At 42.2% G+C, this 22,428-nt stretch carries 22 protein-coding genes; 5 read left to right on the forward strand and 17 right to left on the reverse strand.

What is annotated here, in order from left to right; translation table 11 throughout:
• Positions 1-155 precede the first annotated feature (155 nt).
• Both AHMF7605_RS29485 and AHMF7605_RS16025 read right to left on the reverse strand, forming a co-directional pair.
• A complete protein-coding gene (locus tag AHMF7605_RS29485) occupies positions 156-359 on the reverse strand; it encodes a hypothetical protein (RefSeq protein ID WP_146153603.1) in 204 nt (67 codons plus the stop codon).
• A gap of 173 nt (positions 360-532) precedes the next feature.
• Positions 533-937: a thiol-disulfide oxidoreductase DCC family protein gene (locus AHMF7605_RS16025; RefSeq protein WP_106931004.1), complete on the reverse strand. Its 405-nt coding sequence runs from the start codon at positions 935-937 to the stop codon at positions 533-535.
• 277 nt (positions 938-1,214) lie between these two features.
• Here AHMF7605_RS16025 and AHMF7605_RS16035 point away from each other — a divergent pair, with 277 nt between their 5' ends.
• The 3 genes from AHMF7605_RS16035 to AHMF7605_RS16045 all read left to right on the forward strand — a co-directional run bounded on the left by AHMF7605_RS16035 (position 1,215) and on the right by AHMF7605_RS16045 (position 3,606).
• Entirely contained in the window at positions 1,215-1,700 is a 486-nt protein-coding gene (locus tag AHMF7605_RS16035) for a hypothetical protein (protein WP_199200250.1), read from the forward strand.
• 100 nt (positions 1,701-1,800) lie between these two features.
• Entirely contained in the window at positions 1,801-3,297 is a 1,497-nt protein-coding gene (locus AHMF7605_RS16040) for an HTTM domain-containing protein (protein WP_106931008.1), read from the forward strand.
• Between the two features lie 120 nt (positions 3,298-3,417).
• Positions 3,418-3,606 carry a hypothetical protein gene (locus AHMF7605_RS16045; protein WP_106931010.1) on the forward strand — a complete coding sequence of 63 codons (189 nt, stop codon included), beginning with the start codon at positions 3,418-3,420 and terminating at the stop codon, positions 3,604-3,606.
• Between the two features lie 87 nt (positions 3,607-3,693).
• Here the strand turns inward: AHMF7605_RS16045 and AHMF7605_RS16050 are convergent, their stop codons facing one another.
• The 3 genes from AHMF7605_RS16050 to AHMF7605_RS16060 all read right to left on the reverse strand — a co-directional run bounded on the left by AHMF7605_RS16050 (position 3,694) and on the right by AHMF7605_RS16060 (position 5,052).
• Positions 3,694-4,209, reverse strand: coding sequence for a hypothetical protein (locus AHMF7605_RS16050; protein WP_106931012.1), 516 nt, complete (start codon positions 4,207-4,209; stop codon positions 3,694-3,696).
• 149 nt (positions 4,210-4,358) lie between these two features.
• A complete protein-coding gene (locus AHMF7605_RS16055) occupies positions 4,359-4,544 on the reverse strand; it encodes a hypothetical protein (RefSeq protein WP_106931014.1) in 186 nt (61 codons plus the stop codon).
• A gap of 232 nt (positions 4,545-4,776) precedes the next feature.
• Complete coding sequence (locus tag AHMF7605_RS16060) at positions 4,777-5,052, reverse strand: hypothetical protein (RefSeq protein WP_106931016.1); 276 nt, start codon at positions 5,050-5,052, stop codon at positions 4,777-4,779.
• 254 nt (positions 5,053-5,306) lie between these two features.
• On the opposite strand from AHMF7605_RS16060, the gene AHMF7605_RS16065 reads away from it, so the two are divergent.
• The gene (locus AHMF7605_RS16065) at positions 5,307-6,038 is read left to right on the forward strand and encodes a class I SAM-dependent methyltransferase (RefSeq protein WP_106931018.1); all 732 of its coding nucleotides are present in this window, start codon (positions 5,307-5,309) and stop codon (positions 6,036-6,038) included.
• Positions 6,039-6,057: 19 nt separating this feature from the next.
• Here AHMF7605_RS16065 and AHMF7605_RS16070 read toward each other — a convergent pair whose 3' ends face one another.
• From AHMF7605_RS16070 to AHMF7605_RS16120, 12 genes are all read right to left on the reverse strand, one after another.
• Complete coding sequence (locus AHMF7605_RS16070; RefSeq protein ID WP_106931020.1) at positions 6,058-6,513, reverse strand: GNAT family N-acetyltransferase; 456 nt, start codon at positions 6,511-6,513, stop codon at positions 6,058-6,060.
• 15 nt (positions 6,514-6,528) lie between these two features.
• On the reverse strand, positions 6,529-7,620 hold the full coding sequence (locus AHMF7605_RS16075) for a DUF3616 domain-containing protein (protein WP_106931022.1): 1,092 nt from the start codon (positions 7,618-7,620) through the stop codon (positions 6,529-6,531).
• A gap of 98 nt (positions 7,621-7,718) precedes the next feature.
• Entirely contained in the window at positions 7,719-7,883 is a 165-nt protein-coding gene (locus AHMF7605_RS29770; protein WP_158267525.1) for a hypothetical protein, read from the reverse strand.
• 69 nt (positions 7,884-7,952) lie between these two features.
• On the reverse strand, positions 7,953-9,071 hold the full coding sequence (locus AHMF7605_RS16080) for an efflux RND transporter periplasmic adaptor subunit (RefSeq protein ID WP_106931024.1): 1,119 nt from the start codon (positions 9,069-9,071) through the stop codon (positions 7,953-7,955).
• Between the two features lie 162 nt (positions 9,072-9,233).
• Complete coding sequence (locus AHMF7605_RS16085; RefSeq protein ID WP_106931026.1) at positions 9,234-10,484, reverse strand: ABC transporter permease; 1,251 nt, start codon at positions 10,482-10,484, stop codon at positions 9,234-9,236.
• A 45-nt stretch (positions 10,485-10,529) separates the two neighbouring features.
• Complete coding sequence (locus AHMF7605_RS16090; protein WP_106931029.1) at positions 10,530-10,892, reverse strand: four helix bundle protein; 363 nt, start codon at positions 10,890-10,892, stop codon at positions 10,530-10,532.
• Between the two features lie 48 nt (positions 10,893-10,940).
• Positions 10,941-12,185: an ABC transporter permease gene (locus AHMF7605_RS16095; RefSeq protein WP_106931031.1), complete on the reverse strand. Its 1,245-nt coding sequence runs from the start codon at positions 12,183-12,185 to the stop codon at positions 10,941-10,943.
• Between the two features lie 112 nt (positions 12,186-12,297).
• Positions 12,298-12,987 (reverse strand): ABC transporter ATP-binding protein, encoded by a 690-nt coding sequence (locus AHMF7605_RS16100; RefSeq protein ID WP_106931033.1) that lies wholly within the window; start codon positions 12,985-12,987, stop codon positions 12,298-12,300.
• Positions 12,988-13,504: 517 nt separating this feature from the next.
• Positions 13,505-14,908 carry a dihydrolipoyl dehydrogenase gene (gene lpdA, locus AHMF7605_RS16105; RefSeq protein ID WP_106931035.1) on the reverse strand — a complete coding sequence of 468 codons (1,404 nt, stop codon included), beginning with the start codon at positions 14,906-14,908 and terminating at the stop codon, positions 13,505-13,507.
• A gap of 32 nt (positions 14,909-14,940) precedes the next feature.
• Positions 14,941-15,297 (reverse strand): four helix bundle protein, encoded by a 357-nt coding sequence (locus AHMF7605_RS16110; RefSeq protein WP_106931037.1) that lies wholly within the window; start codon positions 15,295-15,297, stop codon positions 14,941-14,943.
• A 99-nt stretch (positions 15,298-15,396) separates the two neighbouring features.
• Complete coding sequence (gene odhB, locus AHMF7605_RS16115; RefSeq protein WP_106931039.1) at positions 15,397-17,112, reverse strand: 2-oxoglutarate dehydrogenase complex dihydrolipoyllysine-residue succinyltransferase; 1,716 nt, start codon at positions 17,110-17,112, stop codon at positions 15,397-15,399.
• 146 nt (positions 17,113-17,258) lie between these two features.
• Complete coding sequence (locus AHMF7605_RS16120; RefSeq protein WP_106931041.1) at positions 17,259-20,042, reverse strand: 2-oxoglutarate dehydrogenase E1 component; 2,784 nt, start codon at positions 20,040-20,042, stop codon at positions 17,259-17,261.
• A gap of 432 nt (positions 20,043-20,474) precedes the next feature.
• Between AHMF7605_RS16120 and AHMF7605_RS16125 the strand changes: the two genes are divergently transcribed.
• Positions 20,475-22,160 carry a dipeptidyl-peptidase 3 family protein gene (locus AHMF7605_RS16125; protein ID WP_106931043.1) on the forward strand — a complete coding sequence of 562 codons (1,686 nt, stop codon included), beginning with the start codon at positions 20,475-20,477 and terminating at the stop codon, positions 22,158-22,160.
• Positions 22,161-22,428: the final 268 nt, after the last annotated feature.

The following is a 22,428-nucleotide window of genomic DNA, read 5'->3' on the forward strand; positions in this document are numbered from 1 at the left end:
GGTTTTTACCGGAAGCTTATTATTTTATCCTTTGAAACAACCATATTTCTATACAACCGTTTATCCATCTAATTAAAATTGTTCTAGTTATAGAGGTATCATTCAACAAAATAAAGCTATGCCAAGCACTAAAAAAAACCAAAAAGATTCAGAATCTATTTTACCGGAGGCAGTAACCAAAATGGTAAAAAAGTTACCCAAACGGCCGAAGAGTTAATAGACAAAATAACCCCGAATACGACTAAAAATACTCCTACTCGCAAAACACCCGCTCCCCAAAAAACAAGTAGTACTAAAACCAGCACTACTGCCAAATCAGTGGAAACAGCTCCCACCGCTAAAAAGTCGGCTGCTGGCAAAACAAAGGCCGAACCTAAAGCAAAAACCAGTAAAACAACCGTTAAGAAATCGGCTGCTATCGAATAATTAACTACCTAAAGTCTCTTTATATCATAAACAAAAGGAAAAGACATTTTAAGTGAGATTATGATATAGCTTTGGCAAACTTTAAATAAAGCAGAGAAAAGATAGTTTATAAAAACCGAAGCTTTAATTCGGGCGTGGGTACTAAGCAACTTTCCTGTTTCCCAAACCATCGGTACCGGTTCTTGGCCAGACCTACGTATAGAAGATCGCGTATAAAAGCAGGCAAAATAATAGCCGCGTAAAGTAATGACCACCCCCCGTTTAAATGGCGCAAAATACGTAACGCCGCGGTAGAACGGGTATAATAGGTGCTGCCCTCGACTAAAACTACCGTATCAAGCGCATAGTTATGGAACTGAACTTGCTGCAAAATCTCACGCCCAACTTCCGACTGCAATGCTGCAAATCGAAAGTAGCTTTGGTGGTCGTGCCGAATAACAAATTGCACAAATCCATTGCATAAATTACAAACGCCATCGAACAAGATAATGGCAGGTGGGTAAGCAGGCATATTCTTTAATTTAGCTGGTTTTGCTTACGAATATAAATTTTTCTGGTTTGTATAAAGCAGGTTACCAGTTATTAAGTTTAACAAAATTTACTTTACCCTCGTATCTTAGTTTCTATGAGGGTTACCTTTTAAATAAAACCAGTATTAATGGTTTAGTTAGCCTGAGTACAATTTTTTTTTATGAATTGTTAACCTTAAAAGAATACCAAACGTATAGCAGGCAACTAATAAAATTATATTTACTACTAAAAATTATAACATTAGTTAAAGTAAAACTATGAAAAAGACGTATTTAAGCATTTTAGCAGCAGCTTTTGTAGCAACAACCACCTTTACTTCTTGCTCAAGCACTAACACCGACTCAGGTACTTCAACCGGTACTTCTACCACCGATGATGCTACCGGAACTACTTCTGGTACCACTTCCGGCACAACCAGCGGCACTACCGATGGTAGCACTACTGGCACCACAGCTGGAGGAACTACTGCTGGAACTACCAGCGGTACTACTGATGGTACAACTACTTCTGGTACAACCAGTGGTACTACCACAACCGGAACAACTAGTGGCACTACTTCCGGTACTACAAGTGGCACCACATCTGGTACTACTGCCGGTGGAACTACTGCTGGTACCACTTCTGGAACTACCAGCGGTACTACAGCTGGTGGAACTACTGCTGGAACTACAACCGGAGGCACTACTGCAGGAGGTACTACTTCTGGCGGCACCACTACAAGTGGTTCTACAACCGGCAATTAATTTATAATAAATAAATCTGCGAAAGCAAGGAAAGGCATAAACCACTTTGGTTTTTGCCTTTTTTCTTTTTAAGTATTGAAGCAAATCAGTCTTCTCTTACATGCACTATCTTTTACTTTATTTAAAAAAAGTTTTTACGGTAGATGTCCGAGCGCTCGCTCTTATGCGCATTGGCGTTGGATTTGTTTTATTACTTGATTTAGGAATACGCGCCACCGACTTGGAAGCCCATTATGCCAATATGGGTGTTTTGCCGCTGTATGTGCTTTTTCAGAATATCTGGGATCCTTATTTTATCTCGCTTCATACCATTAGCGGTTTGTGGCAAGTACAGGCGGTGTTGTTTTTAATAGCCGCCCTGTTTGCTTTTTTATTGTTGATTGGTTATCGTACCCGTTTAGTAACTATAATTTCCTGGTTTTTACTATTATCTCTGCAGAATCGTAATTTACTTATTGGACAAGCCGGCGATGACTTGCTGCGCATGATTTTATTTTGGGCTATTTTTTTACCTTGGGGTCGATTTTATAGCCTGGATGCCCAAAGAGCTAACAATCCGCATCCAGATAAATTACATTTTGGTGCCGCTTCGGCGGCGTTTGTGGTGCAGATTATGCTGGTTTACGTGTGTACCGCTTTACTTAAAAACTCCCCCGAATGGCACACTACCGGTACAGCATTGTACTATGCTCTTAGTCTGGACCAAGTATTAATGCCGGGAGGTAAACTTATTTATCCTTACTCCGACTTACTCCAATTTTTAACGCTCACCACGTACCACATCGAGCTATATCTACCTTTTGTTTTGCTGATACCGGTTTATACCTCTTTTTTCCGGATTTTGGTAGTAGGTGTTTTAACGGGCTTTCATTTAGGCATTAGTATTACCCTTTTCGTAGGATTATTTTACCTGATTAATCTGGTTTCCTTCCTGGGTTTATTACCTGCGCCGGCCATGAATTGGTTCGATGCGAAGGTATTACCATACATTCAAAATTTAGGTTACCATTTGCGGCGGTTTTCTTTTAAAATTCCGAGCCCGATTCAGGTACGATTTAACTGGCCGTTTTCTAGTGCTGGCAAAGAAGGATTAATCGCTATAAAAGAAGGATTAGTTATCTCCATTTTGCTTTATGTAATCTGGTGGAACCTGGCCGATGTACCTCAAATAAATCGGTCACTTCCCACCAACGCTCGTTGGCCTGGTATGCTACTGCGGGTAGATCAACATTGGGGAATGTTTGCGCCCGAAGTTTTTAAAGATGATGGCTGGTATATTCTGGAAGGCGTAACTGCCACTAACAAACGAATCGACCTAAACCGGAATGGTCAACCAGAAACGGAAAGAAAACCAGAATCGGTAGTGGCTTTATTTAAAAACGACCGTTGGCGCAAATACGGAGAAAACTTTTTATTCGTAAATAATACTTTTATGCGGCCTTATTTTTGTCATTATCGTCTTCGCATCTGGAACGAAGCTCATCATCCGGAAGATAGAGTGCAAGAACTGCGGGTTATTTACATGAAAGAACGTACCTTACCCAATTACCAACCCGTAAAACCTAAGCGCGAAGTGCTGTGCATTTGCCGGCCGTAATTAGTAAATGCGAGTTTTAAGGTAATCTTCCAAAATCCAGATGTAATCGGTTTTTGAATAGCTACGTATATTAGAGATACTTAGTAATCTTATACGTTCCACTTACTTAAAAATAAAACTATGCCAAGAGGAGATAAATCAGCCTACACCGATAAACAAAAGAGGCGGGCAGAACACATTGAGGAGAGCTATGAAAAACGAGGAATTAGCGAAGAAGAAGCAGAAAAACGAGCCTGGGCAACTGTAAACAAACAAGATCACGGCGGCAAGAAAAGTGGCTCCGGACGCGGTGCTAGTAAAAGCAAATAAAGCGAATTTATAAATTTACATTTTATTAAATCTACTTGGAGCGAAGAACCCGGGCTATAAAACCAGATTCTTCGCTTTTATTTTGCTTTACATTGCCCAGTCATCGGGTAAACGGTGCTTTCTATTAACACTGCTAATGGCCTGAGCCGTGGCTGCGGTAACCAGGCCACCTAAAAGGTACCAGGCTACGGTCATGGCTTTTGTTTGGGGAGTGCGTCCACTTGGTTCTTCGCCCAAACCCATTGGGCCGGGCAAAACTACTCCTCCAATACCCGCCAGGGAACCTAACAATACACCTTTCACCCATGGTTGCTGACCGTTCGCGCCTAAGGCGTAATACAAGGTATTGGAAACTAAATCTCCTACAATCGACAAATTAAACAATTGGTTTGCTTCGGGCGGTTGCTCATCCATTTTATACATGCCTTTCGCAATGGCACGCATACCCAATACATCCATTCGGGGAGCGTTAGGAATAAAACGTCGGGCTGTTTCATGAATAAGCGTTACAGCAACTGCGCCAGCTAAGCCACTACCCAATGCCTGCCAAATGCTATTCTGGCTGCGGTTTTTATGCTTTTGTTTTTTTAATCTGGTTTTCATAGTTTCTTTTGGTTATGCGTAAGAAGTACGGAGTAGAATATACCTTTTACGTTTATTATAAATAAAGCCGTAAATTTTTAAATAATAAACTATACAGTATCTGTACAGCCTCAATCTGCTTTTTGAATTCAAAGTCAGGGTTTTAAGCCTTAACCAATTCCTAGAATAATCCTCAGCACAATATCAAAAGTAGCATTCTTACTAAAAATTAGGTGATACCCGAGGCGCACCATAGCTATTGCTAAACAAAATACTAGTATACCCCGGATACTCATTTGCCACCCATTTATTGCATTAGAGTCCGGACCTATAATATGGCGCAAGGTTTCTTCCATGTATCTTCTAGCGTTGTATACCGATTTAATGAACGATACGCACTTGGTAAAGTTATAAAATGCAAGTTGTTAGAAGCAAAAAACGATTTAAAAATTCGTAGCTAAAATGGTGATTAGCTTATCCGACACGGGCAGAGCAGTAAATCTTTTTATAAAAAAAGTTATTTTTAAAACAGTATAAAAACAAAAACGCCTGGCATTTTAAATACCAAGCGTTTCGATATTTGTTTTATTAGTATGTACGGGTAGAGTGAATTACGTTCCGGAAGTTCAGACCAGAACGTCTGGAAAGATACGCAGCACCTAATACTAGCAGCGCTCCACCTACTACTTTTTGGGTAGTGCTTAAGCCCTTTACTTTGCTAGCTGCAACAGTACCAAATTGCTTTAGTTGATCGGGTACTTTATTAAAATCAATGTTTTTTAAGTAAGAAGTAGCATTACCTAAAATGTTATTTACATTGGCGCTATCTGAAGGCTGATTTACATTATTTGTGTTATTTTCCATAGTTGTAAAATTTAAAGTTGAGTGTAAATTTATGGCTATCCGTTTTATCTATAATTGGTTTTAAAAGATTAGCCGGAATGATTTTATCGGAAAACAGCTCGTTTTGTTACATAATCGTTCAACTTTATTTATGTAGTCTAATAAGTAATATTTTTACTTACCTAGTTTAATCGGGTTGCGGTAAATAGCCAAGTTGCTGTCGCATTAAAAAACAATTGCTAAATTGCCAGCTTATTTTCCAGGTTAACCTTACCATGACGTACGCCGATTTTGTAAAAAATATTTCGTTCCGTTTTATCAAACCTACCACTAAACAGCCTATTGGTTTTGGTACTTTAAAGCGTACCTTACCTAAGTTCGGCCTTTCGTTGGATGTACTTAATACGGTACTGCCCGAAAATCACGCCGAAATGAAAGAAAGACTAAAAACGGTCTGCAAAATCCCGCGCATGTCTACGTTTGCCGTAGGTGCCATGATTAACCGGGGGGTGGCCGAAATGAAACCCGGCGAAGCGTTCGTGAATGTAGGGGTCTGGAATGGTTTTACTTTTTTATCGGGAGTGGCGCATAATCCTACCAAAACCTGTATTGGCGTAGATAATTTTTCGCAGTTTGGCGGCCCGCGCGAAGCTTTCCTGAAACGGTTCAACGCCCTTAAAAGTACCAACCACCATTTTTTCGATATGGATTACCTGGAGTATTTTAACCGGCTCCATACCACCAATATCGGCTTTTATATTTACGACGGCGACCACAAATACGAGGACCAACTGAAAGGCTTGCAAGTAGCCGAACCTTACTTTTCGGATAACTGCCTGATTTTAGTAGACGACACTAATTGGCCGGATCCGCGCCAGGCTACCTACGATTTTATAGAAACCAGCGCAAATAAATACCAGGTTTTACTGGATGTAAAAACTTACCGCAATGGCCATATTACCTACCATAATGGTATTATCTTGTTTCAACGGGTAGGCAAAAAGTAAAGCCTTACCTTTAAATATTTTATAAATCCAGCTCCATCTGAATATCAGCGCGTTTGTATTCGCTGGGGGTGCAGGGAACTTGCCGGAAACCCATTTTCTGATATACGTGCAAAGCCGGAACCAACGAGCGATGACTTAATAAAATCAGTTTTTTTGCTCCCATTTCCCGGGCTTTGTCAATGGCAGCAGCTACTAGTTGCTGGCCTATCTTTTTTCCTTGCATAGTTGGCGTAACCGCCATTTTACCCAGCTCGTACTCCGTATCGTTCATTTTTAACAAGGCACAGGTGCCTACCGTCTGTCCCTCGTACCGAGCCATTAAAATAGCCCCGCCTTTGGCCAGAATATAACTCTCCGGATTATTTAAAATTTGATTATCAATGTCTTCGAGCGTGAAATACTTAGTAATCCATTCGTGGTTCAACGCCCGGAAACTGCTCCTGTCAGTTGGAGTATAAGAATCAATCTGAAGCATAATTTTTTACTTAACTTAAAACGCGTACAAATCTGCCAGCACATCATTTTCATTTACTTTCCGCTCTTCCGTTGGGCTATCAAAAACAATAATGGCGTGGTGCGGGTCGTAAACCGTTAACCCTTCGGCTTTGTCCTGACCAGTTGTATCACTACTGCCGTGAGGCACCTCAAACAAACGCATTAAATCTTTGCGATGCGTTATGGTCTGGCCGGTTTGCCGTAAAGCCTGAGGCCAACGGTACAAGGCAATGGTTCCGTCCAAATCCATAGAAGGGCCAGCCAAAATTAAAAGATCCTCGCCGGATACACTTAATTCCCGGATTCCCATGCCTTCCAGGTGCAAAAAATGTTTTATATACAGCTCTCCTTTTGGCCCAACAGGTTTTAACTCAAAATAACCTTCGTGCGTATCCTGCACGGCCACTTCGAAAATAATAGCCCAGCCCCGCAATACGGGTCCGCGCAAACCAATAAAAATGCGTTCGCCGTGTACGGCCAAACCTTCAATATCAAAGCCATTATCTTTACCGGGAATTTTCAGAAAATCCTGCACGTGGATGTCATGGGTAAGTGCTTCCAGCAATTGGTTAGATCCCGCGTGATTACCGATTAACTGAGCTGCCGTTAACATAAATTGATGTTCGTACGGATGCGTCGAATGCTTGGCTAAACTAATTTCGCCGGTATTTTTATGGCGGATTAAAGGAATACGGGCGAGTAAATAGCGGTTAGGATCGGTTTTGAGTTTAGCCAAGCGTTTAATCTGGTCGTCCGAATCCTGGCTTTTTTTAGGTTTGCGCCGGGCTAAACTGTGCGAGCCCACTAACCACAAGTAATGTTCTTCTGACGCGATGCCTTCGATATCAATTTCGTTATTGGTACCTGCGGGTAGTTTCAGGAACTGACTCAAATCAAAAGAATGATGCTCGCCAAAAGTATCTTCGTTTATTTTTTTCAGGCGTTCCAGAGTACAGCGTTCATCGCAACTCACCCACAGGTAATCACCAGTCCGTAATATTGTAGACAATCCTTCGCGTACGTGTTTGCCGTCGGCATTTAAACTTAGCTCCGGATTAAATTGCAAGGTTACTGTACTTTTTTTCATAGCCGTACTTTAATTAAAAATGTTTTTTGCCCAAATTGTGGGTTTTGTATTTGAAGCAAATTGGCTTCAAATCTAATAACTTAAAAATTATAAAACATTTAAAACGGAAAAGCTCCTGCTGGCAGGAGCTTTTCCGTTTTAAAACTAAGAAGTACGCTTAATTTTTTCACAAACTGCAGCCGGATGAATTCAATGCCAATATGCGCTTCCAACATATCAATACCGGCCGACAAATTTTCTAGCGGCACCTGGTATTCCAGCACAGTTAGCGGCTTGGTTGTATTTTGTTCTTTACTTTTCTCTTATCTTAAGCAATACTACTTTGAGTACGCTTAACTATTCTTTTTTTCGGTCTTTTCCGGGGCTTCCGGCTCCTTTACTTTTATTTTGTTATCCTTCGAAACACCCGAAACAACTTCAATGTTAATACCATCCGAAATGCCGGTTTTAACCAGTTGCTTTTTGAATTGTTGCGGACCGGTTTCTATTTCCACGTAAGTACTATCCTTACCTTTGCCAAATTGCAATAAGCTTTCTTTTAGAGCCAATACGTTTTCTTTCTGGTCGAGCACAATATCGGCATTCGCGCTGTAACCGGCCCGGATAAAGTCTTTGGGGTCTAACAATACTTTGGCGCGTACCTGAAATTTAATGGCGCCTTCTTCGGTAACTCCTTTGGGCGCAATGTACTCCAGTTTGGCTTTAAAGGTACGGTCTTCAATAGCGCCAATGGTTAAGTTCAGGTTCATACCTTCCCGTACTTTGCCTACTTCCGACTCGTCAATTTTTCCTTCAAAAATCAAATCTTTCATATCGGCCACAGTAGCAATGGAGGTACCTTCGTTGAAGTTATTACGCTCAATTACCGAGGTTCCTACTTTTACCGGCACATCGAGCAGCATGCCACTAATGGTAGAGTACACTAAGGTAGAACCGCCGCCGGTTCGTTGGGAAGCACCTTTTAAAGCAATTTGCAGGTTATTCTCGGCGGAGGTAAGAGCCTCTTTTTTCAGGCTGGCATCCAAGCGAATGCGATTAAACTCTTGTTCGGCAATTACTTTCTGGTCAAATAACTGTTGCTGCCGGGCTAGTTCGCGTTGCGCTTCGGCGTAATTAATGCGAGCGGTTTGCAAAGTTGACTGGGCGTTGTTCACGTTGGCTACGTTGGGCACAATTTTTATTTTTGCCAATAATTGACCAGCTTTTACAATCTGACCAGCTTCTACATACAACTGCTCCACAATACCTGAAACCTGCGATTTTACCTGCACTTCTTTACGCGGCACAATAGAACCGGTAGCTACCGTTTTTTTAACAATATTGGTGTAAAAAGGCTTTTCGGTTTTATAAACTATCGGATCGGTATTTGCTTTTTTGTAAAAGTAATAACCCAGCCAGCCCGAAAGCCCCAGAAAAACTACTACCACTAAACCTAAAAATACTTTTTTCATATATTAGATACTAGATGTTAGATATTAGATTGATGGTAGAGTAAATAGTCATGCTACCATCAACCACCCCCTCCTTATCCAAGGCGGGGAACTTATAGTATTTTGAAATCTACTTTTCAACCTTTCAACTTTCCAACCTGCAACTTGTAACCTGTAACTATCTCACTCATCGCGCAAAGCTTCCACCGGATTTACCCGGGCGGCTTTGGTAGCGGGAATCAAACCGGCTAGCGCACCGGAAAATACCAATAGTAGCACCGCTGTAAGGGCAATTGGTACGTTTACTTCGGGATTGGAGAAATAGCCCGCATCTACGTTCAGGCGCGTCATGAGGTAGTCAATTAAAGCAATTATGCCGGTACCGGCAATTAAACCTAACCAACCCGCCACGCTGGTAATAACAATAGATTCCTGAATAATTAAACTGATAATAGACCAAGGCGTTGCTCCCAAAGATTTTCGAATACCAATTTCTTTGGTGCGCTCTTTTACCACAATCAGCATAATATTACCTACCCCAATAATGCCCGCGATAATGGTACCGATGCTCACAATCCAGCTAAAAGTAGCAATGCCGGTAAACAAACCTTGTATGTCTTGAAATTCTTTCTCGATATTGGCGGAGCCAAAAGCCTTTAGATCATCGGGAGCCACAGAATGCCGTTTCATGAGCATTTGCTTTACTTTATCTTCCACCAAGGCAGCGGGTACGCCGGGTTTTGGCGTCATAGCAAAGTAACCTACTTCGTTTACTTTATTATAGGTTTGCTGCAAGGTAGTAAGCGGCAGAAAAATCGTTTGAGCATCCTGGGTTAATTCTTCGCCTTTACCCACTCCCCGGAAAATTCCGACAATCTGAAAATAAATGCCTTTAATCCGGATGTATTGCCCAATCGGGTTTTCGTCTTTCCCAAACAGCACCTCTACAATGCGTTCTCCTACCACGGCTATTTTGCGTTTTTCCCGCATGTCAATATCATTTAGAAAACGCCCTTTTAGAATATGCATGGGCTTTACTTCCCGAAAATCAGGGTTATCGCCGCGTACTGTAAACGAAGAGCTTTTAGTCAGACGGTTTACCGTAAACGTACCATCCAGTTCGTTGCTGGGCGCAATTATGGCTACTTCCGGCACTTCGGTCATTACCGCAGCCATATCGTCGTTGGTAAGCTGAATAAACCGGCCCGCTTTTAATCCTTTGTAAGGCACCGCCGTACGCTGCGTCCAGACGAAAACAGTATTTTTGGCAATATTGAAATCTTTAATCACGCCATTTTCCAGACCTTTGCCGGCTCCTAGCAAAACAATTAGCATAAATATTCCCCAGAACACGCCAAAAGCTGTTAAGCCCGTCCGCAGTTTATGTTTGCGCACTGTCGCGTAAATCTCCGCCCATTTATCTATGTCAATCATAGTTGTTAGTTGCTGGTTATTAGTTGCTAGCTGAAGAAAAACAAGCTAAACCTTAAGGCTAATGAAATATTTAATAAAGCCATGTAGCAATTTTTTACATTCTGTTACCAAGGCTAAAGATTCATTTAATGTATTTTCATCTACATAATTTAAATCGAAAGAGATAAATAGTTGCGTTTCTAGTTCATACAGGGAACCCCGAGCGATATAAAAGAATTGAATAGAATCTTTAGCGGAACTCCTACCACAGCCTTCAGCAATGTTAGACGGGATTGAAACTGCACTTCTTCTTAACTGGCTCGTTAAGGCAAATATTTCTTCTTTCGGGAAAGTAGCAGTTAATCGATAAATCAATCCGGCTAATTTTCTACTTTTCTGCCAAACTTCTAATTCCGTGTATGATTTCATATTTTTAATTATTCAGAAAACTAACAACCAGCAACTAACAACCAACAACTAATCCGCTCGAAGGGCCTCAATGGGTTTAATGTGGGCGGCTTTTAGGGCGGGGACTAAACCGGCTAAAGCACCGGCTAAAACCAGCAAAATAGTAGCGGAAATAGCTACCCCCAAGTCTACTTCGGGATGCGCGAAGAAAGGCAGTTCTACTCCGTTAGATTCGAGTAAATACCGGATAATATCCAAAAGTCCGGCTCCGGCCAGTAAACCTAAATAACCCGAGAACGCCGTAATGACGATAGATTCTTGCAGGATAAGACTTACAATGGAGAAAGGAGTAGCGCCTAAGGCTTTGCGCACCCCAATTTCGCGGGTTCGTTCTTTCACGATAATCAGCATGATGTTGCTTACGCCCACAATACCGGCAATGAGCGTACCGATACCCACAATCCAGACGAAAATTTCAATGCCCCGGAACAAGCCGTTTATTTGGTTCAGTTCCGTTTCGTTGTTATTCACGTATAAGGCCATGGAATCATCGGTGGAGAATTTGTGGCGTTTAGCCAATACTTTTTTTACTTTATCCTCAATTTGCTTGGCCGGTATTCCATTCTGCCCCACCATCGCCATTACCTGTACCTGGTTGGGTTGGTTAAACGTTATTTGCAGCGTAGAAAACGGAATGTAGGCTCGTTCTTCGCGGCGGGCGCCATCGTTTCCCTTAATATTAAAAATACCTACCACCTTGAAATATATGCCCCGGATATTTACGTATTCGCCAATGGCATTCTGGTCACCGAAAAGTACTTTTTTAGCTGCTTCGCCGAGTATTACTACTTTGCGTTTCTCCTTAGCATCCATAGCATTTAATAACCGACCTTTATTCAAACGTTCGCCGTTGAGTAGCAGAAAATCGTCGGTAGAACCGAAAACCTGGTACGAGCCATTTTGCTTTTTGTAATTGATTGTAAATTCCCCAAATAGCCGGTTACGCGGAGCAATAATTTTGATATTATTTACTTCCCGCATAATCGCCGTAAGATCATCGTTCGTAAACTTTATTTCCCGGCCCGGCGCTAACCCTTGGTGAGCGACCGAAGTGCGGCCGGTAAAAAAGAAAATGCTATTTTTAGCGCCCTCGCCAAACCGGTTATAAATACCATTCTGTAATCCTTTACCCATGCCCAGCAACAATACCAGCATAAAAATGCCCCAGAATACGCCAAAGGCCGTCAGGAAAGAACGCAGTTTATTCTTGCGTAATGTGCCTAATATTTCCTGCCATTTATCAAGGTCGAACATGCTTTTAGTCCATAGTCCACAGACCATCGTCTATGGCGGTTAAATAGTTATTAGTTGCTGGTTATTGGTTGGTAGATGCTAATTGCAATTGGCAAATGGTAACTGGTAACTGCTAACTGGTAATTGGTACATGAACCGGTTCGTTTACAATCAAGCCGTCTTTTAACCGAATGATGCGGCTGGTTTGGGCGGCAATATCGTTTTCGTGGGTGACAATAATGACGGTGATGCCTTCGCGGTTTACTTCTTTAAAAAGTTCCATTACTTCATAGGAAGTTTGTGTATCGAGGGCTCCGGTGGGTTCATCGGCTAAAATTAATTTGGGCTTGCTGATAAGCGCCCGGGCAATGGCTACCCGCTGGCGCTGCCCGCCCGATAATTCATTCGGCGAATGCTCGGCCCAATCGAGTAAACCTACCCGCTCCAGGTATTCCAAGGCTAGTTTGTTACGTTCCCGGCGGCCAACTTTTTGGTAGTAAAGCGGCAAGGCAACGTTTTCCATCGCATTTTTAAAAGAAAGCAGGTTAAACGACTGAAAAACAAATCCTAAAAATCTGTTGCGGTAATAGGCAGCTTTGGTTTGCGACAAATTACGAATGTGCGCACCGGCTAAGTAATAATCACCGGCATCATAATCATCCAGAATACCCAGAATATTGAGCAGCGTAGATTTACCGGAGCCCGAAGAACCCATAATCGAAACCAGTTCTCCTTCCTCGATGGTAGTGTCAATACCCTTTAATACGTGCAGTTTGTTATGACCGACAGCGTAGTATTTATGAATATTCTGCAGTTTAATCATAACTGTTTTGCACGAGGCGTAGCTTAGGCCTAAAATTAAGGCATTGATATATAAAACGTTAACTTACTGGCAAAATAATACATTTAGCTGCAAAAGATAAATGTATCTGATATTTTACCTATTAAGCCGTAATAGACAGATGCGGTTTTAAGATTAAGAGTTGCCTCCTACAAAAGTAATTTTACTTAAATTTAAGTTTTCTAATAAAAGTAAGGATAAAAGAACTGCTCTTCAGGACAAAACTACTTATTACGTTGTTAATTGATTCCTTTTACAGAACAAGAGGTTAGATGCTGCTGCCACTTACAATAATTTCTATACTGATTTAAATATAAGATACAGGATCATACATTTATCCATAAAAAAGTAATTGCTTTTTATTACAATCTCATTTTAGCTCCATAAAAAAGCCATCTACTGAAAAAGTTGATGGCTTTTTTATGGAGCTAAAATGGGGTTAAGTTCAGTTGGTGGAGTATAGGAAGTACCTGCAACCTACCCAGTTGAACGTATCTCCTTAAATATGAATTGGCCGATTTTCTGATGCGGCTAAGCAAGCTTCTTTCATAGCTTCGGTGTAAGTAGGATGCGCGTGGCTCATACGAGCTACATCTTCGGCGGAAGCCCGGAACTCCATGGCCACTACCGCTTCGGCAATTAAATCGGCAATGCGCGGGCCAATCATGTGTACACCCAGAATTTCGTCGGTTTCCTTATCGGCCAGTACTTTCACAAAACCATCCGTATCCATCGAGGCTTTCGCTCGCCCGGAGGCTTTAAACGGAAAGGAACCAGATTTGTAAGCCCGGCCTTGTTCTTTTAGTTGTTCCTCGGTAAAGCCTACCCCGGCAACTTCCGGCCAGGTATACACCACTCCCGGAATCAGGTTGTAATTGATATGCGGCTTTTGACCGACAATTTGTTCAGCTACTAATACGCCTTCTTCTTCGGCTTTATGGGCCAGCATGGCGCCCCGAATAACATCGCCGATCGCGTAAATTCCCGGCACATTGGTTCGTAAATGGTCATCCACCGCAATCATACCGCGCTCGCCCATTTGCACCCCGGCATTTTCTAAGCCTAGTCCTTCGGTATACGGCTTACGGCCAATTGACACTAAGCAATAATCGCCTTCGAAAGTAACGGTTTCGCCTTTGGGATTTTGGGCGGTTACGGTAACCCCTTCGCCGGTGTTAGTAGCGCCGGTTACTTTGTGTTGGAAGTAAAAATCAAAACCTAAAGTCTTCTTAAGCACCCGCTGCAATTCTTTACCCAAGGATTTATCCATAGTAGGAATAATGCTGTCGAGGAACTCAATAACAGTTATTTTAGCACCTAAGCGTGCGTACACCGAACCTAATTCTAAACCAATTACCCCGCCACCGATTATGACCATGTGCTTCGGTACTTCTTTCAGTTCCAAGGCTTCGGTAGAGGTAATAATGCGTTGCTTATCTACCGGAATAAAAGGTAGTACCGTGGGTTTAGAACCAGTGGCAATAATAGTGTTGGTCGTTTCAATTTCCTGGGAAGTGCCATCCTGGGCGGTAATTTTAATCCGGTTTTTATCCACGAAAGAACCCAAACCGAAATACGTATCGATTTTGTTCTTTTTCATCAGATAGGTAATGCCATCGTTGTTCGATTTTACCACTTCGGCTTTGCGCTTTATCATTTGTTCCAGATTTACCTTTAGGTTATCCAGTTCAATGCCGTGGGTTTTAAACGTATGCGCCGCATTATGAAAATGCTCCGAAGAATCCAGCAAAGCTTTCGACGGGATACAGCCTACGTTTAAGCAAGTGCCACCTAACACGTTATATTTTTCAATAATCGCGGTTTTCAGGCCAACTTGCGCACATCGTATAGCGGCCACATATCCCCCGGGACCCGAGCCAATCACTACAACATCGTATTTCACGTCTTGTTTAGTTAAAAGTTGAAAGTTAAGAGTTAAGAGTTATTCTTCTTTGAGGTTAGAATGCTGCTGCTTAACATTTTTTGTAATTCCAAACAATCTGCATAAATACTTTTATAACCATCATCATCCAAATAATTAGCATCTTTTAATAACCGTAGCCAATAACTTGTTTCTCTGGTTTCCTTTAAAGAGATGTGTAGTTTATGTATAAAATCAGCTTTAGATTGTGCGGCTACTGCCTCCTCCACATTTGCGCCGATAGAAGTACCACTACGCAGTAATTGTTTGGCTAAAATATATTCCTTTTTTTGTTCTTTTAAGTGCTGATATAACTTAACTATTCGTAAAGCAAACTGATAAGATTTCTGTGCTACCAAGCTATCAGCCATAAGTTTAGTTAAGTGTTAAAAGTTGAAAGTTAAAATTTGCTACGCAGAAAATTTAAAAGTATTTGAATCAACTCATAACTTTTAACTTACTAATAGGCGTTACACGCCTATTAGTAGACGCATTGGGTCTTCCAGCAACTCTTTCACGCGCACCAGGAAGCTTACCGATTCACGTCCGTCGATGATGCGGTGATCGTAGGATAGGGCGACGTACATCATGGGGCGGATAACTACCTGGTCGTTAATGGCGATGGGCCGGTTCACAATATTATGCATACCCAGAATGGCTGATTGCGGGGCATTTATAATGGGGGTAGACATCATAGAACCGAAGACACCGCCGTTGGTAATAGTAAAGGTACCCCCGGTCATCTCTTCGATGGATATTTTGTTTTCGCGGGCTTTTTTAGCTAAACGAACTACTTCTTTCTCGATACCATCCAGCGATAAACTCTCCGCGTTGCGAATTACGGGTACTACCAAACCTTTCGGAGCGGACACCGCAATGGAAATATCGCAGAAATCATTATATACTAGTTCGTTTTCTTCGATTTGAGCGTTCACGGCGGGCCATTCCTGCAAGGCTACGGTACAAGCCTTCACGAAGAACGACATAAAGCCCAGGTTCACTTCAAATTTTTCCTTGAACTTGTCTTTGTACTTTGCCCGGATGTCCATAATTGGCTTCATATCCACCTCATTAAAGGTAGTAAGCATAGCCGTTTCGTTTTTCACGGCTACCAGGCGACGAGCCACTGTTTTCCGCAAACTCGACATTCGTTCGCGGCGCTGGTTACGGCTTCCCGGAGCAGCCACTGGTCCAGATGCTGTTTGTGGTGCCGTTGGCGCAGCTGCTGGGACTGGTGGCGGTGCAGGAGCAGCCGGTTTAGTCTGAGCTCCTACAGCATCTTCTTTCGTAATGCGGCCATCTCTTCCGGAGCCTACCACATCCGTCACGTTAATACCTTTTTCGGCGAGTATTTTACCGGCAGCTGGTGAGGGAGTGCCACTGGCATACGTTTGAGCGCCTCCATTGGTAGCAGCGGCCGCTTGCGCGGGCTGAGGTGCGGCAGCTGGTGCAGAAGTAGCAGGTGCGCCGGAAACAGCTCCGGTAGTACTTTCAATGGTACAAATTACGGCGCCTACTGGTACGGTTGCTCCTTCCTGAGCCACAATGTGTAAGGTTCCAGCAACTTCGGCGGGTAGTTCAAAAGTAGCTTTATCGGATTCTAATTCGCAGATAACTTCATCGAGAGCCACTAATTCGCCATCTTTTTTGAGCCACTTGGCAATAGTTACCTCCGTAATAGATTCACCTACAGTTGGAATTTTGATTTCTTTTGTCCCACCCTTGGCAGTAACTGCCGCATTGCCGGCTTGCGGATTATTATTCGTTGACACTGGATTGTAAGAACTCTCAGCTACTGGTGCTTTCTCGGCAGCAGGTGTGCCTTGCGGGTCGGTAATAGTTTGGGCTTCTGCCGGCTGCGATTCTGCTACTGCTCCACCATAACCAGAGCCACTGCCTTTACTTTCAGCGGTAGTGCCAGCAGCAGCAGGGCCGGTACCATTACTGCTAGCACCATCCTCAATGCTGCACAGTACTGTACCAATCGGAATGGTTTCGCCTTCGCCTACTTTTATCCGTAGTATTCCGGCTCCTTCAGCGGGCAGTTCAAAGGTAGCTTTATCAGACTCCAGTTCACAAATAACTTCGTCCATAGCTACCTGGTCACCGTCTTTTTTCAGCCATTTGGCAATAGTTACTTCGGTTATCGACTCGCCCACCACGGGCACTTTTACTTCCAATGACATATTTTTAGAGTTATGAGTTAAAAGTTATGAGTTATGAGTTAAAATTATAAAAATTTAGAGTTGATGCAGGTTAAAAGCAGCTAAGATTTACACTTAATTTACTTTTAGCCTACATCAACTCATAACTTTTAACTCATAACTCTAAACTATATCGCGAATGCTTTTTCGACGAGTTCGCGTTGTTCTTTGTTATGGATTTTAAGGTAACCGGTAGCCGGCGACGAACTTGCCTTGCGGGCAATAAAGTCCTGCAGAATATTTTTAAGCCGCAAGGCCCGCAAAATATACGCCCAATAACCCATATTCGAAGGTTCTTCCTGGGCCCAGTAAACTTTCGGATTATTGTATTTACTTAATTCCGCTTCCAGTTGCGGATGCGGGAAAGGATGTAATTGCTCTATCCGGATAACCGCTACATCTTTCCGGTTGTTTTTCTGCTGTTCGTCGAATAAATCGTAATAGAATTTGCCAGAACACAAAATAACCTTTTTCACTTCTTTGGCTTCGGCGTACGTATCACCAATTACTTCTTTAAAAGAACCGGAAGTAAAATCAGATAATGGCGAAACAGCTAAGGGGTGACGCAGCATTGATTTCGGCGCCATGTTAATTAACGGTTTCCGGAAGGGCAATGCTAATTGCCGGCGCAATACGTGGAAGAAGTTAGCCGGTAAAGTAATGTTGGTGACAAAAATATTGTATTCAGCCGCTAGCTGTAAAAATCTTTCCGGCCGGGCATTGGAGTGTTCCGGTCCCTGGCCTTCGTAACCGTGCGGTAATAACATTACCACGCCGTTCATGCGTTGCCATTTTGATTCGGATGGCGTAATAAACTGGTCAATCATTACCTGGGCCCCGTTGGCAAAGTCCCCGAATTGAGCTTCCCAAATAGCTAAGGCATTGGGGTTAGCCATAGCATAGCCAAATTCAAAACCTAACGCCCCAAATTCCGAAAGCAGGGAATTATAAATACGCATTTTCTCCTGCTTCTCGTCGATGTAGTTCAAACTATTATAACCTTGGCTCGTTTCAGCGTCGTGCAATACCGCATGCCGGTGCGAGAAGGTTCCACGCTGCACATCCTGACCACCCAAACGTACAATTTTATTCTCCAGCAACAACGAACCGTAAGCTAACAATTCAGCCGCCGCCCAGTTTAAAGTCTGGGTAGTGAAAAACATCTCCTGGCGTTCTTTCAGGAGTTTTTCTATTTGCTTTAAGGGTTTAAAACCTTCCGGAATAGTAGAAAGCGCTTTTCCAACTTTTTCTACCACTTCCTGGCTAATACTGGTATCCGGTGATTGGTCAAAATCTTCGGGTTTAGACCGGCGCAGTACCTGCCATTCTTTTTCCAGCACCTGGTAATTGTACGGCAACGGCTTTTGTTTCACCAGGTTCAAGCGGTCTTGTAGTAAATCACGGAACTCTTTGTCCATATTTTCGGCCAGTTGCGCGTCTACTTCGCCCCGGTTAATTAATACTTTATTGTAGATTTCCCGTGGGTTCGGATGCTTGGAAATCAGGTTATATAACTGCGGTTGCGTGAATTTAGGCTCATCGCTCTCGTTATGACCATGACGACGGTAACAAACCATATCTACAAAAATATCGGCGTGGAACCGCTGGCGGTATTCGGTAGCTACCTGTACGGCATAAACTACAGCCTCGGGGTCGTCACCATTCACGTGCAGTACCGGAGCATCAATAATTTTCGCCACATCCGTAGAGTAAATTGATGAGCGGGCATCCTCAAAATCGGTAGTAAAGCCAACCTGGTTATTAATTACAAAGTGAATAGTACCCCCCGTTTTATAACCTTCCAACTGCGACATTTGCGTCACTTCGTATACAATGCCTTGTCCTGCTAAAGCTGCATCCCCATGAATTAAAATAGGTAATATTTTGTGGTAATCGTTATTGTACATGCTATCGATTTTAGCCCGTACAAAACCTTCTACCACTGGGTTTACTGCTTCTAAGTGCGAGGGGTTAGGCGCTAATTTCAGGTTTACTTTTTTACCCGAAGCAGTAGTTACCTCACTGGAATAACCCATGTGGTATTTTACGTCGCCATCGCCCATAGTTAAATCCGGCACGGCGGTACCTTCAAACTCGCTAAAGATTTGTTCGTAGGTTTTACCTAAGGTGTTCGCCAACACGTTTAAACGGCCGCGGTGAGCCATCCCGATCATTACTTCCTCTACGCCCAATTCCGAGGCTTTATCGATAATAGCATCTAAAGCCGGAATAGTAGTTTCGCCACCTTCCAGAGAGAAACGCTTTTGGCCTAAGAATTTGGTATGCAAAAAGTTTTCGAAAACAACGGCCTCGTTTAACTTTCTAAGAATGCGTTTTTTATATTCTAAAGGCGGATTAAAATCTAAGAATTCTTTTTCTATTTTATCTCTAAACCAATCTAGTACTTCCGGGTCGCGGATGTACATATATTCGAAGCCGATGGTTTGGGTATAAATTTTATTCAGAGCCGCAACAATATCGCGCAGCGAAGAAGCACCAATACCAATTGCCTCCCCCGCCTGAAAAACAATATCCAAGTCTGCTTCGGATAAACCGAAATCTTTTAAATCCAGAAGAGCTTTGCGGTCTTTGCGCGGACGCACCGGGTTAGTCTTGGAAAGCAAATGAGCCCGGCTCCGGTAAGCCTGGATAAGATTGCGTACTTTTAACTCCCGATCAATATCCGAAGTAGAAGTTGTTAAGGGAGCTGTTGTTGGAGTAGCCGTTTTAGCCGTTCCATTAACAGATGGAGTAGATTTGCCGTTTTCTGAGGCATACTTTACAGAGAAATCGTATCCTTCAAAAAACTTGCGCCAACCAAAATCTACCGATTCCGGATTTTGTTGATAGGCTTTATACAACTCATCAATATACGATGCGTCTGCATTAGCGATATACGAAAAATTACTCATGAAAAACGGTTGTTAAAAATTTGGTTTCAAATGTAAATACTTTAACAATAATAACGAAATATTAATTCGCATAAGCGAATATAACTAATTATCAGGGCCATAAATCTATTTCTTGTTCTTGTTCAGAATAGAATAGATAATAAATTACTGTAGTTAAGATTAATATTTGTGTATTAAACACCTCATATCCAGTAGATAAATAGTATTTTAAGTTTTCGATAATACCTTATTAACTATTTTCTAATAAATGATAGCTTAATATTAGAAACATTACGTCATTTATTGAAAGGTTTTTAATAAAAATTCTGCTATCTAGTACCCTTAGATTCCTGTTAAAGTTTCGTTTAATCTGCTTAATCTATTATCCGGTACATTATCCTGGCTATTTCCGTAACAGTATTTATCTTACGGAAAAATTAAATTTGAAACTGCATGAAAAGAAATTATTTTCTTCTGTTGGTCATAGTAAGTATTTTTTGTGGGCTAAGTTGCCAAAATAAAAATAAAGAGCAGCAAGCCGAACAAACCGTACTAAATACGCAACAACCTACTGATACTACCAAAACAACCCCAATTTATGCCCGCTTAAGTAAGTACGTACAAGTAAAGCTAGCTGCTGATTTAAATACGCTTACGGCGAAAGAAAAGCAGATGCTGCCCTTATTAATAGATGCCGCTAAAATTATGGATGACATTTTCTGGTATGAAGCTTACGGCAACCGGGACTCTTTGCTTAATGCCATTCAAGACGGCGCTACCCGCAAATTTGTAGAAATAAATTATGGTCCTTGGGATCGCTTAGAAAATAATGAGCCTTTTATTCCGGGTGTAAAATCAAAACCAGAAACAGCTAATTTTTACCCCCAGAACATGACTAAAGCTGAGTTTGAAAAAGCAAATATTAAAGATAAAAAAAGCCAGTATACTCTGTTGCGCCGCGATGCCAAGGGTAAACTTATAACCGTACCGTATCATGTTCAGTTTAAAGCTCAGGTAGAAAAAGCTGCTGATTTATTGAAGCAAGCCGCCACCCTAGCCGAAGATGCGGGGCTTAAAAAGTACCTTGCTTTACGAGCCGAAGCGCTGCTCACCGACAAGTACCAACCCAGCGACTTAGCCTGGATGGACATGAAAACCAATAATATTGATTTTGTAATTGGTCCTATTGAAGTATACGAAGACAAATTATATAATTATAAAGCTGCCCATGAAGCTTATTTATTAGTTAAAGACCAGGCCTGGAGCCAGCGTTTGGCAAAATATGCTGCTCTCTTGCCTGAATTACAAAAGGGTTTACCCGTATCAGCTCCATACAAAAAAGAAACGCCGGGTACTGATTCGGATTTAAATGCCTATGATGTAATTTATTATGCCGGCGATTGCAATGCGGGCAGCAAAACCATTGCCATAAATTTACCTAACGACGAAGAAGTACAACTCAAAAAAGGCACCCGCCGGTTACAGTTAAAGAATGCCATGCGGGCCAAGTTTGATAAAATTATGGTACCGGTAGCCAACACTTTAATTGCTGCGGACCAACGGCAGTTTATAACTTTTGATGCTTTTTTCGCTACCACCATGTTTCACGAAGTAGCGCATGGCTTAGGCATTAAGAACACCATTAATAAAAAAGGAACGGTACGCGATGCCTTAAAAGAACAAGGCTCAGCTCTGGAAGAAGGTAAAGCAGATATTCTGGGTTTGTACATGATTACTCAACTTCATAAAAAAGGCCAGATAGAAGGCGATTTAAAAAATTTCTATACTACTTTTTTAGCGGGTATTTTCCGGTCGGTGCGGTTTGGCGCAGCCAGTGCGCACGGGCAAGCCAATATGGTACGTTTTAATTTTTTCGCTCAAAACGGCGCCTTCGTGCGCGATGCGGCTACGGGCACCTACCGCGTAGATTTTGCCAAAATGGAGCAGGCCATGAATAAACTATCAGAAACAATACTTACTCTGCAAGGCAACGGCGATTATACCGGGGTGAAACAATTACTCACCAAACAAGGAAAAATTAGTCCGGAACTGCAAAGCGATTTAGCTCGCTTGACTAAAGCGGAAATTCCGGTAGATGTGGTATTTGAGCAAGGCAAAGCAGTACTGGGGCTTCCATAAGTTTTTTCCTGGCTGGTTGTACGGGTAAAAGTAAAATTTTTACTCTGGCTTTCTATTAATTCACTTTAAGTAACCCAGCTAAATCTTATTTCATTTAGTACCTGCCCTCTTTCTTAGTAAACTTGGCTAAATTGTTATTTTTCTGATATTTACAACCGAAAACCTGGCCCACAGTAGCGTAATCTACTTAGTTAAATACGTAACTTTTACCGAGAGCAGTCAGTACATATAACATTAAATGATGTACTTCGGGCAGCTTTACGCCATC

The sequence above is a fragment of the Adhaeribacter arboris genome (assembly GCF_003023845.1).
Lineage (GTDB): Bacteria > Bacteroidota > Bacteroidia > Cytophagales > Hymenobacteraceae > Adhaeribacter > Adhaeribacter arboris.

What these genes read in the sequence shown, in the direction of transcription:
- odhB (WP_106931039.1), bottom strand. Translation starts at nt 17,112, where the DNA reads ATGTCATTGGAAGTAAAAGTGCCCGTGGTGGGCGAGTCGATAACCGAA.
- AHMF7605_RS16125 (WP_106931043.1), top strand. Translation starts at nt 20,475, where the DNA reads ATGAAAAGAAATTATTTTCTTCTGTTGGTCATAGTAAGTATTTTTTGT.
- AHMF7605_RS16095 (WP_106931031.1), bottom strand. Translation starts at nt 12,185, where the DNA reads ATGTTCGACCTTGATAAATGGCAGGAAATATTAGGCACATTACGCAAG.
- AHMF7605_RS16085 (WP_106931026.1), bottom strand. Translation starts at nt 10,484, where the DNA reads ATGATTGACATAGATAAATGGGCGGAGATTTACGCGACAGTGCGCAAA.
- AHMF7605_RS16100 (WP_106931033.1), bottom strand. Translation starts at nt 12,987, where the DNA reads ATGATTAAACTGCAGAATATTCATAAATACTACGCTGTCGGTCATAAC.
- AHMF7605_RS16070 (WP_106931020.1), bottom strand. Translation starts at nt 6,513, where the DNA reads ATGCTTCAGATTGATTCTTATACTCCAACTGACAGGAGCAGTTTCCGG.
- AHMF7605_RS16050 (WP_106931012.1), bottom strand. Translation starts at nt 4,209, where the DNA reads ATGAAAACCAGATTAAAAAAACAAAAGCATAAAAACCGCAGCCAGAAT.
- AHMF7605_RS16035 (WP_199200250.1), top strand. Translation starts at nt 1,215, where the DNA reads ATGAAAAAGACGTATTTAAGCATTTTAGCAGCAGCTTTTGTAGCAACA.
- AHMF7605_RS16120 (WP_106931041.1), bottom strand. Translation starts at nt 20,042, where the DNA reads ATGAGTAATTTTTCGTATATCGCTAATGCAGACGCATCGTATATTGAT.
- AHMF7605_RS16065 (WP_106931018.1), top strand. Translation starts at nt 5,307, where the DNA reads ATGACGTACGCCGATTTTGTAAAAAATATTTCGTTCCGTTTTATCAAA.
- AHMF7605_RS16045 (WP_106931010.1), top strand. Translation starts at nt 3,418, where the DNA reads ATGCCAAGAGGAGATAAATCAGCCTACACCGATAAACAAAAGAGGCGG.
- AHMF7605_RS16080 (WP_106931024.1), bottom strand. Translation starts at nt 9,071, where the DNA reads ATGAAAAAAGTATTTTTAGGTTTAGTGGTAGTAGTTTTTCTGGGGCTT.
- AHMF7605_RS16075 (WP_106931022.1), bottom strand. Translation starts at nt 7,620, where the DNA reads ATGAAAAAAAGTACAGTAACCTTGCAATTTAATCCGGAGCTAAGTTTA.
- AHMF7605_RS16090 (WP_106931029.1), bottom strand. Translation starts at nt 10,892, where the DNA reads ATGAAATCATACACGGAATTAGAAGTTTGGCAGAAAAGTAGAAAATTA.
- AHMF7605_RS16110 (WP_106931037.1), bottom strand. Translation starts at nt 15,297, where the DNA reads ATGGCTGATAGCTTGGTAGCACAGAAATCTTATCAGTTTGCTTTACGA.
- AHMF7605_RS16060 (WP_106931016.1), bottom strand. Translation starts at nt 5,052, where the DNA reads ATGGAAAATAACACAAATAATGTAAATCAGCCTTCAGATAGCGCCAAT.
- AHMF7605_RS16055 (WP_106931014.1), bottom strand. Translation starts at nt 4,544, where the DNA reads ATGGAAGAAACCTTGCGCCATATTATAGGTCCGGACTCTAATGCAATA.
- AHMF7605_RS16040 (WP_106931008.1), top strand. Translation starts at nt 1,801, where the DNA reads ATGCACTATCTTTTACTTTATTTAAAAAAAGTTTTTACGGTAGATGTC.
- AHMF7605_RS16025 (WP_106931004.1), bottom strand. Translation starts at nt 937, where the DNA reads ATGCCTGCTTACCCACCTGCCATTATCTTGTTCGATGGCGTTTGTAAT.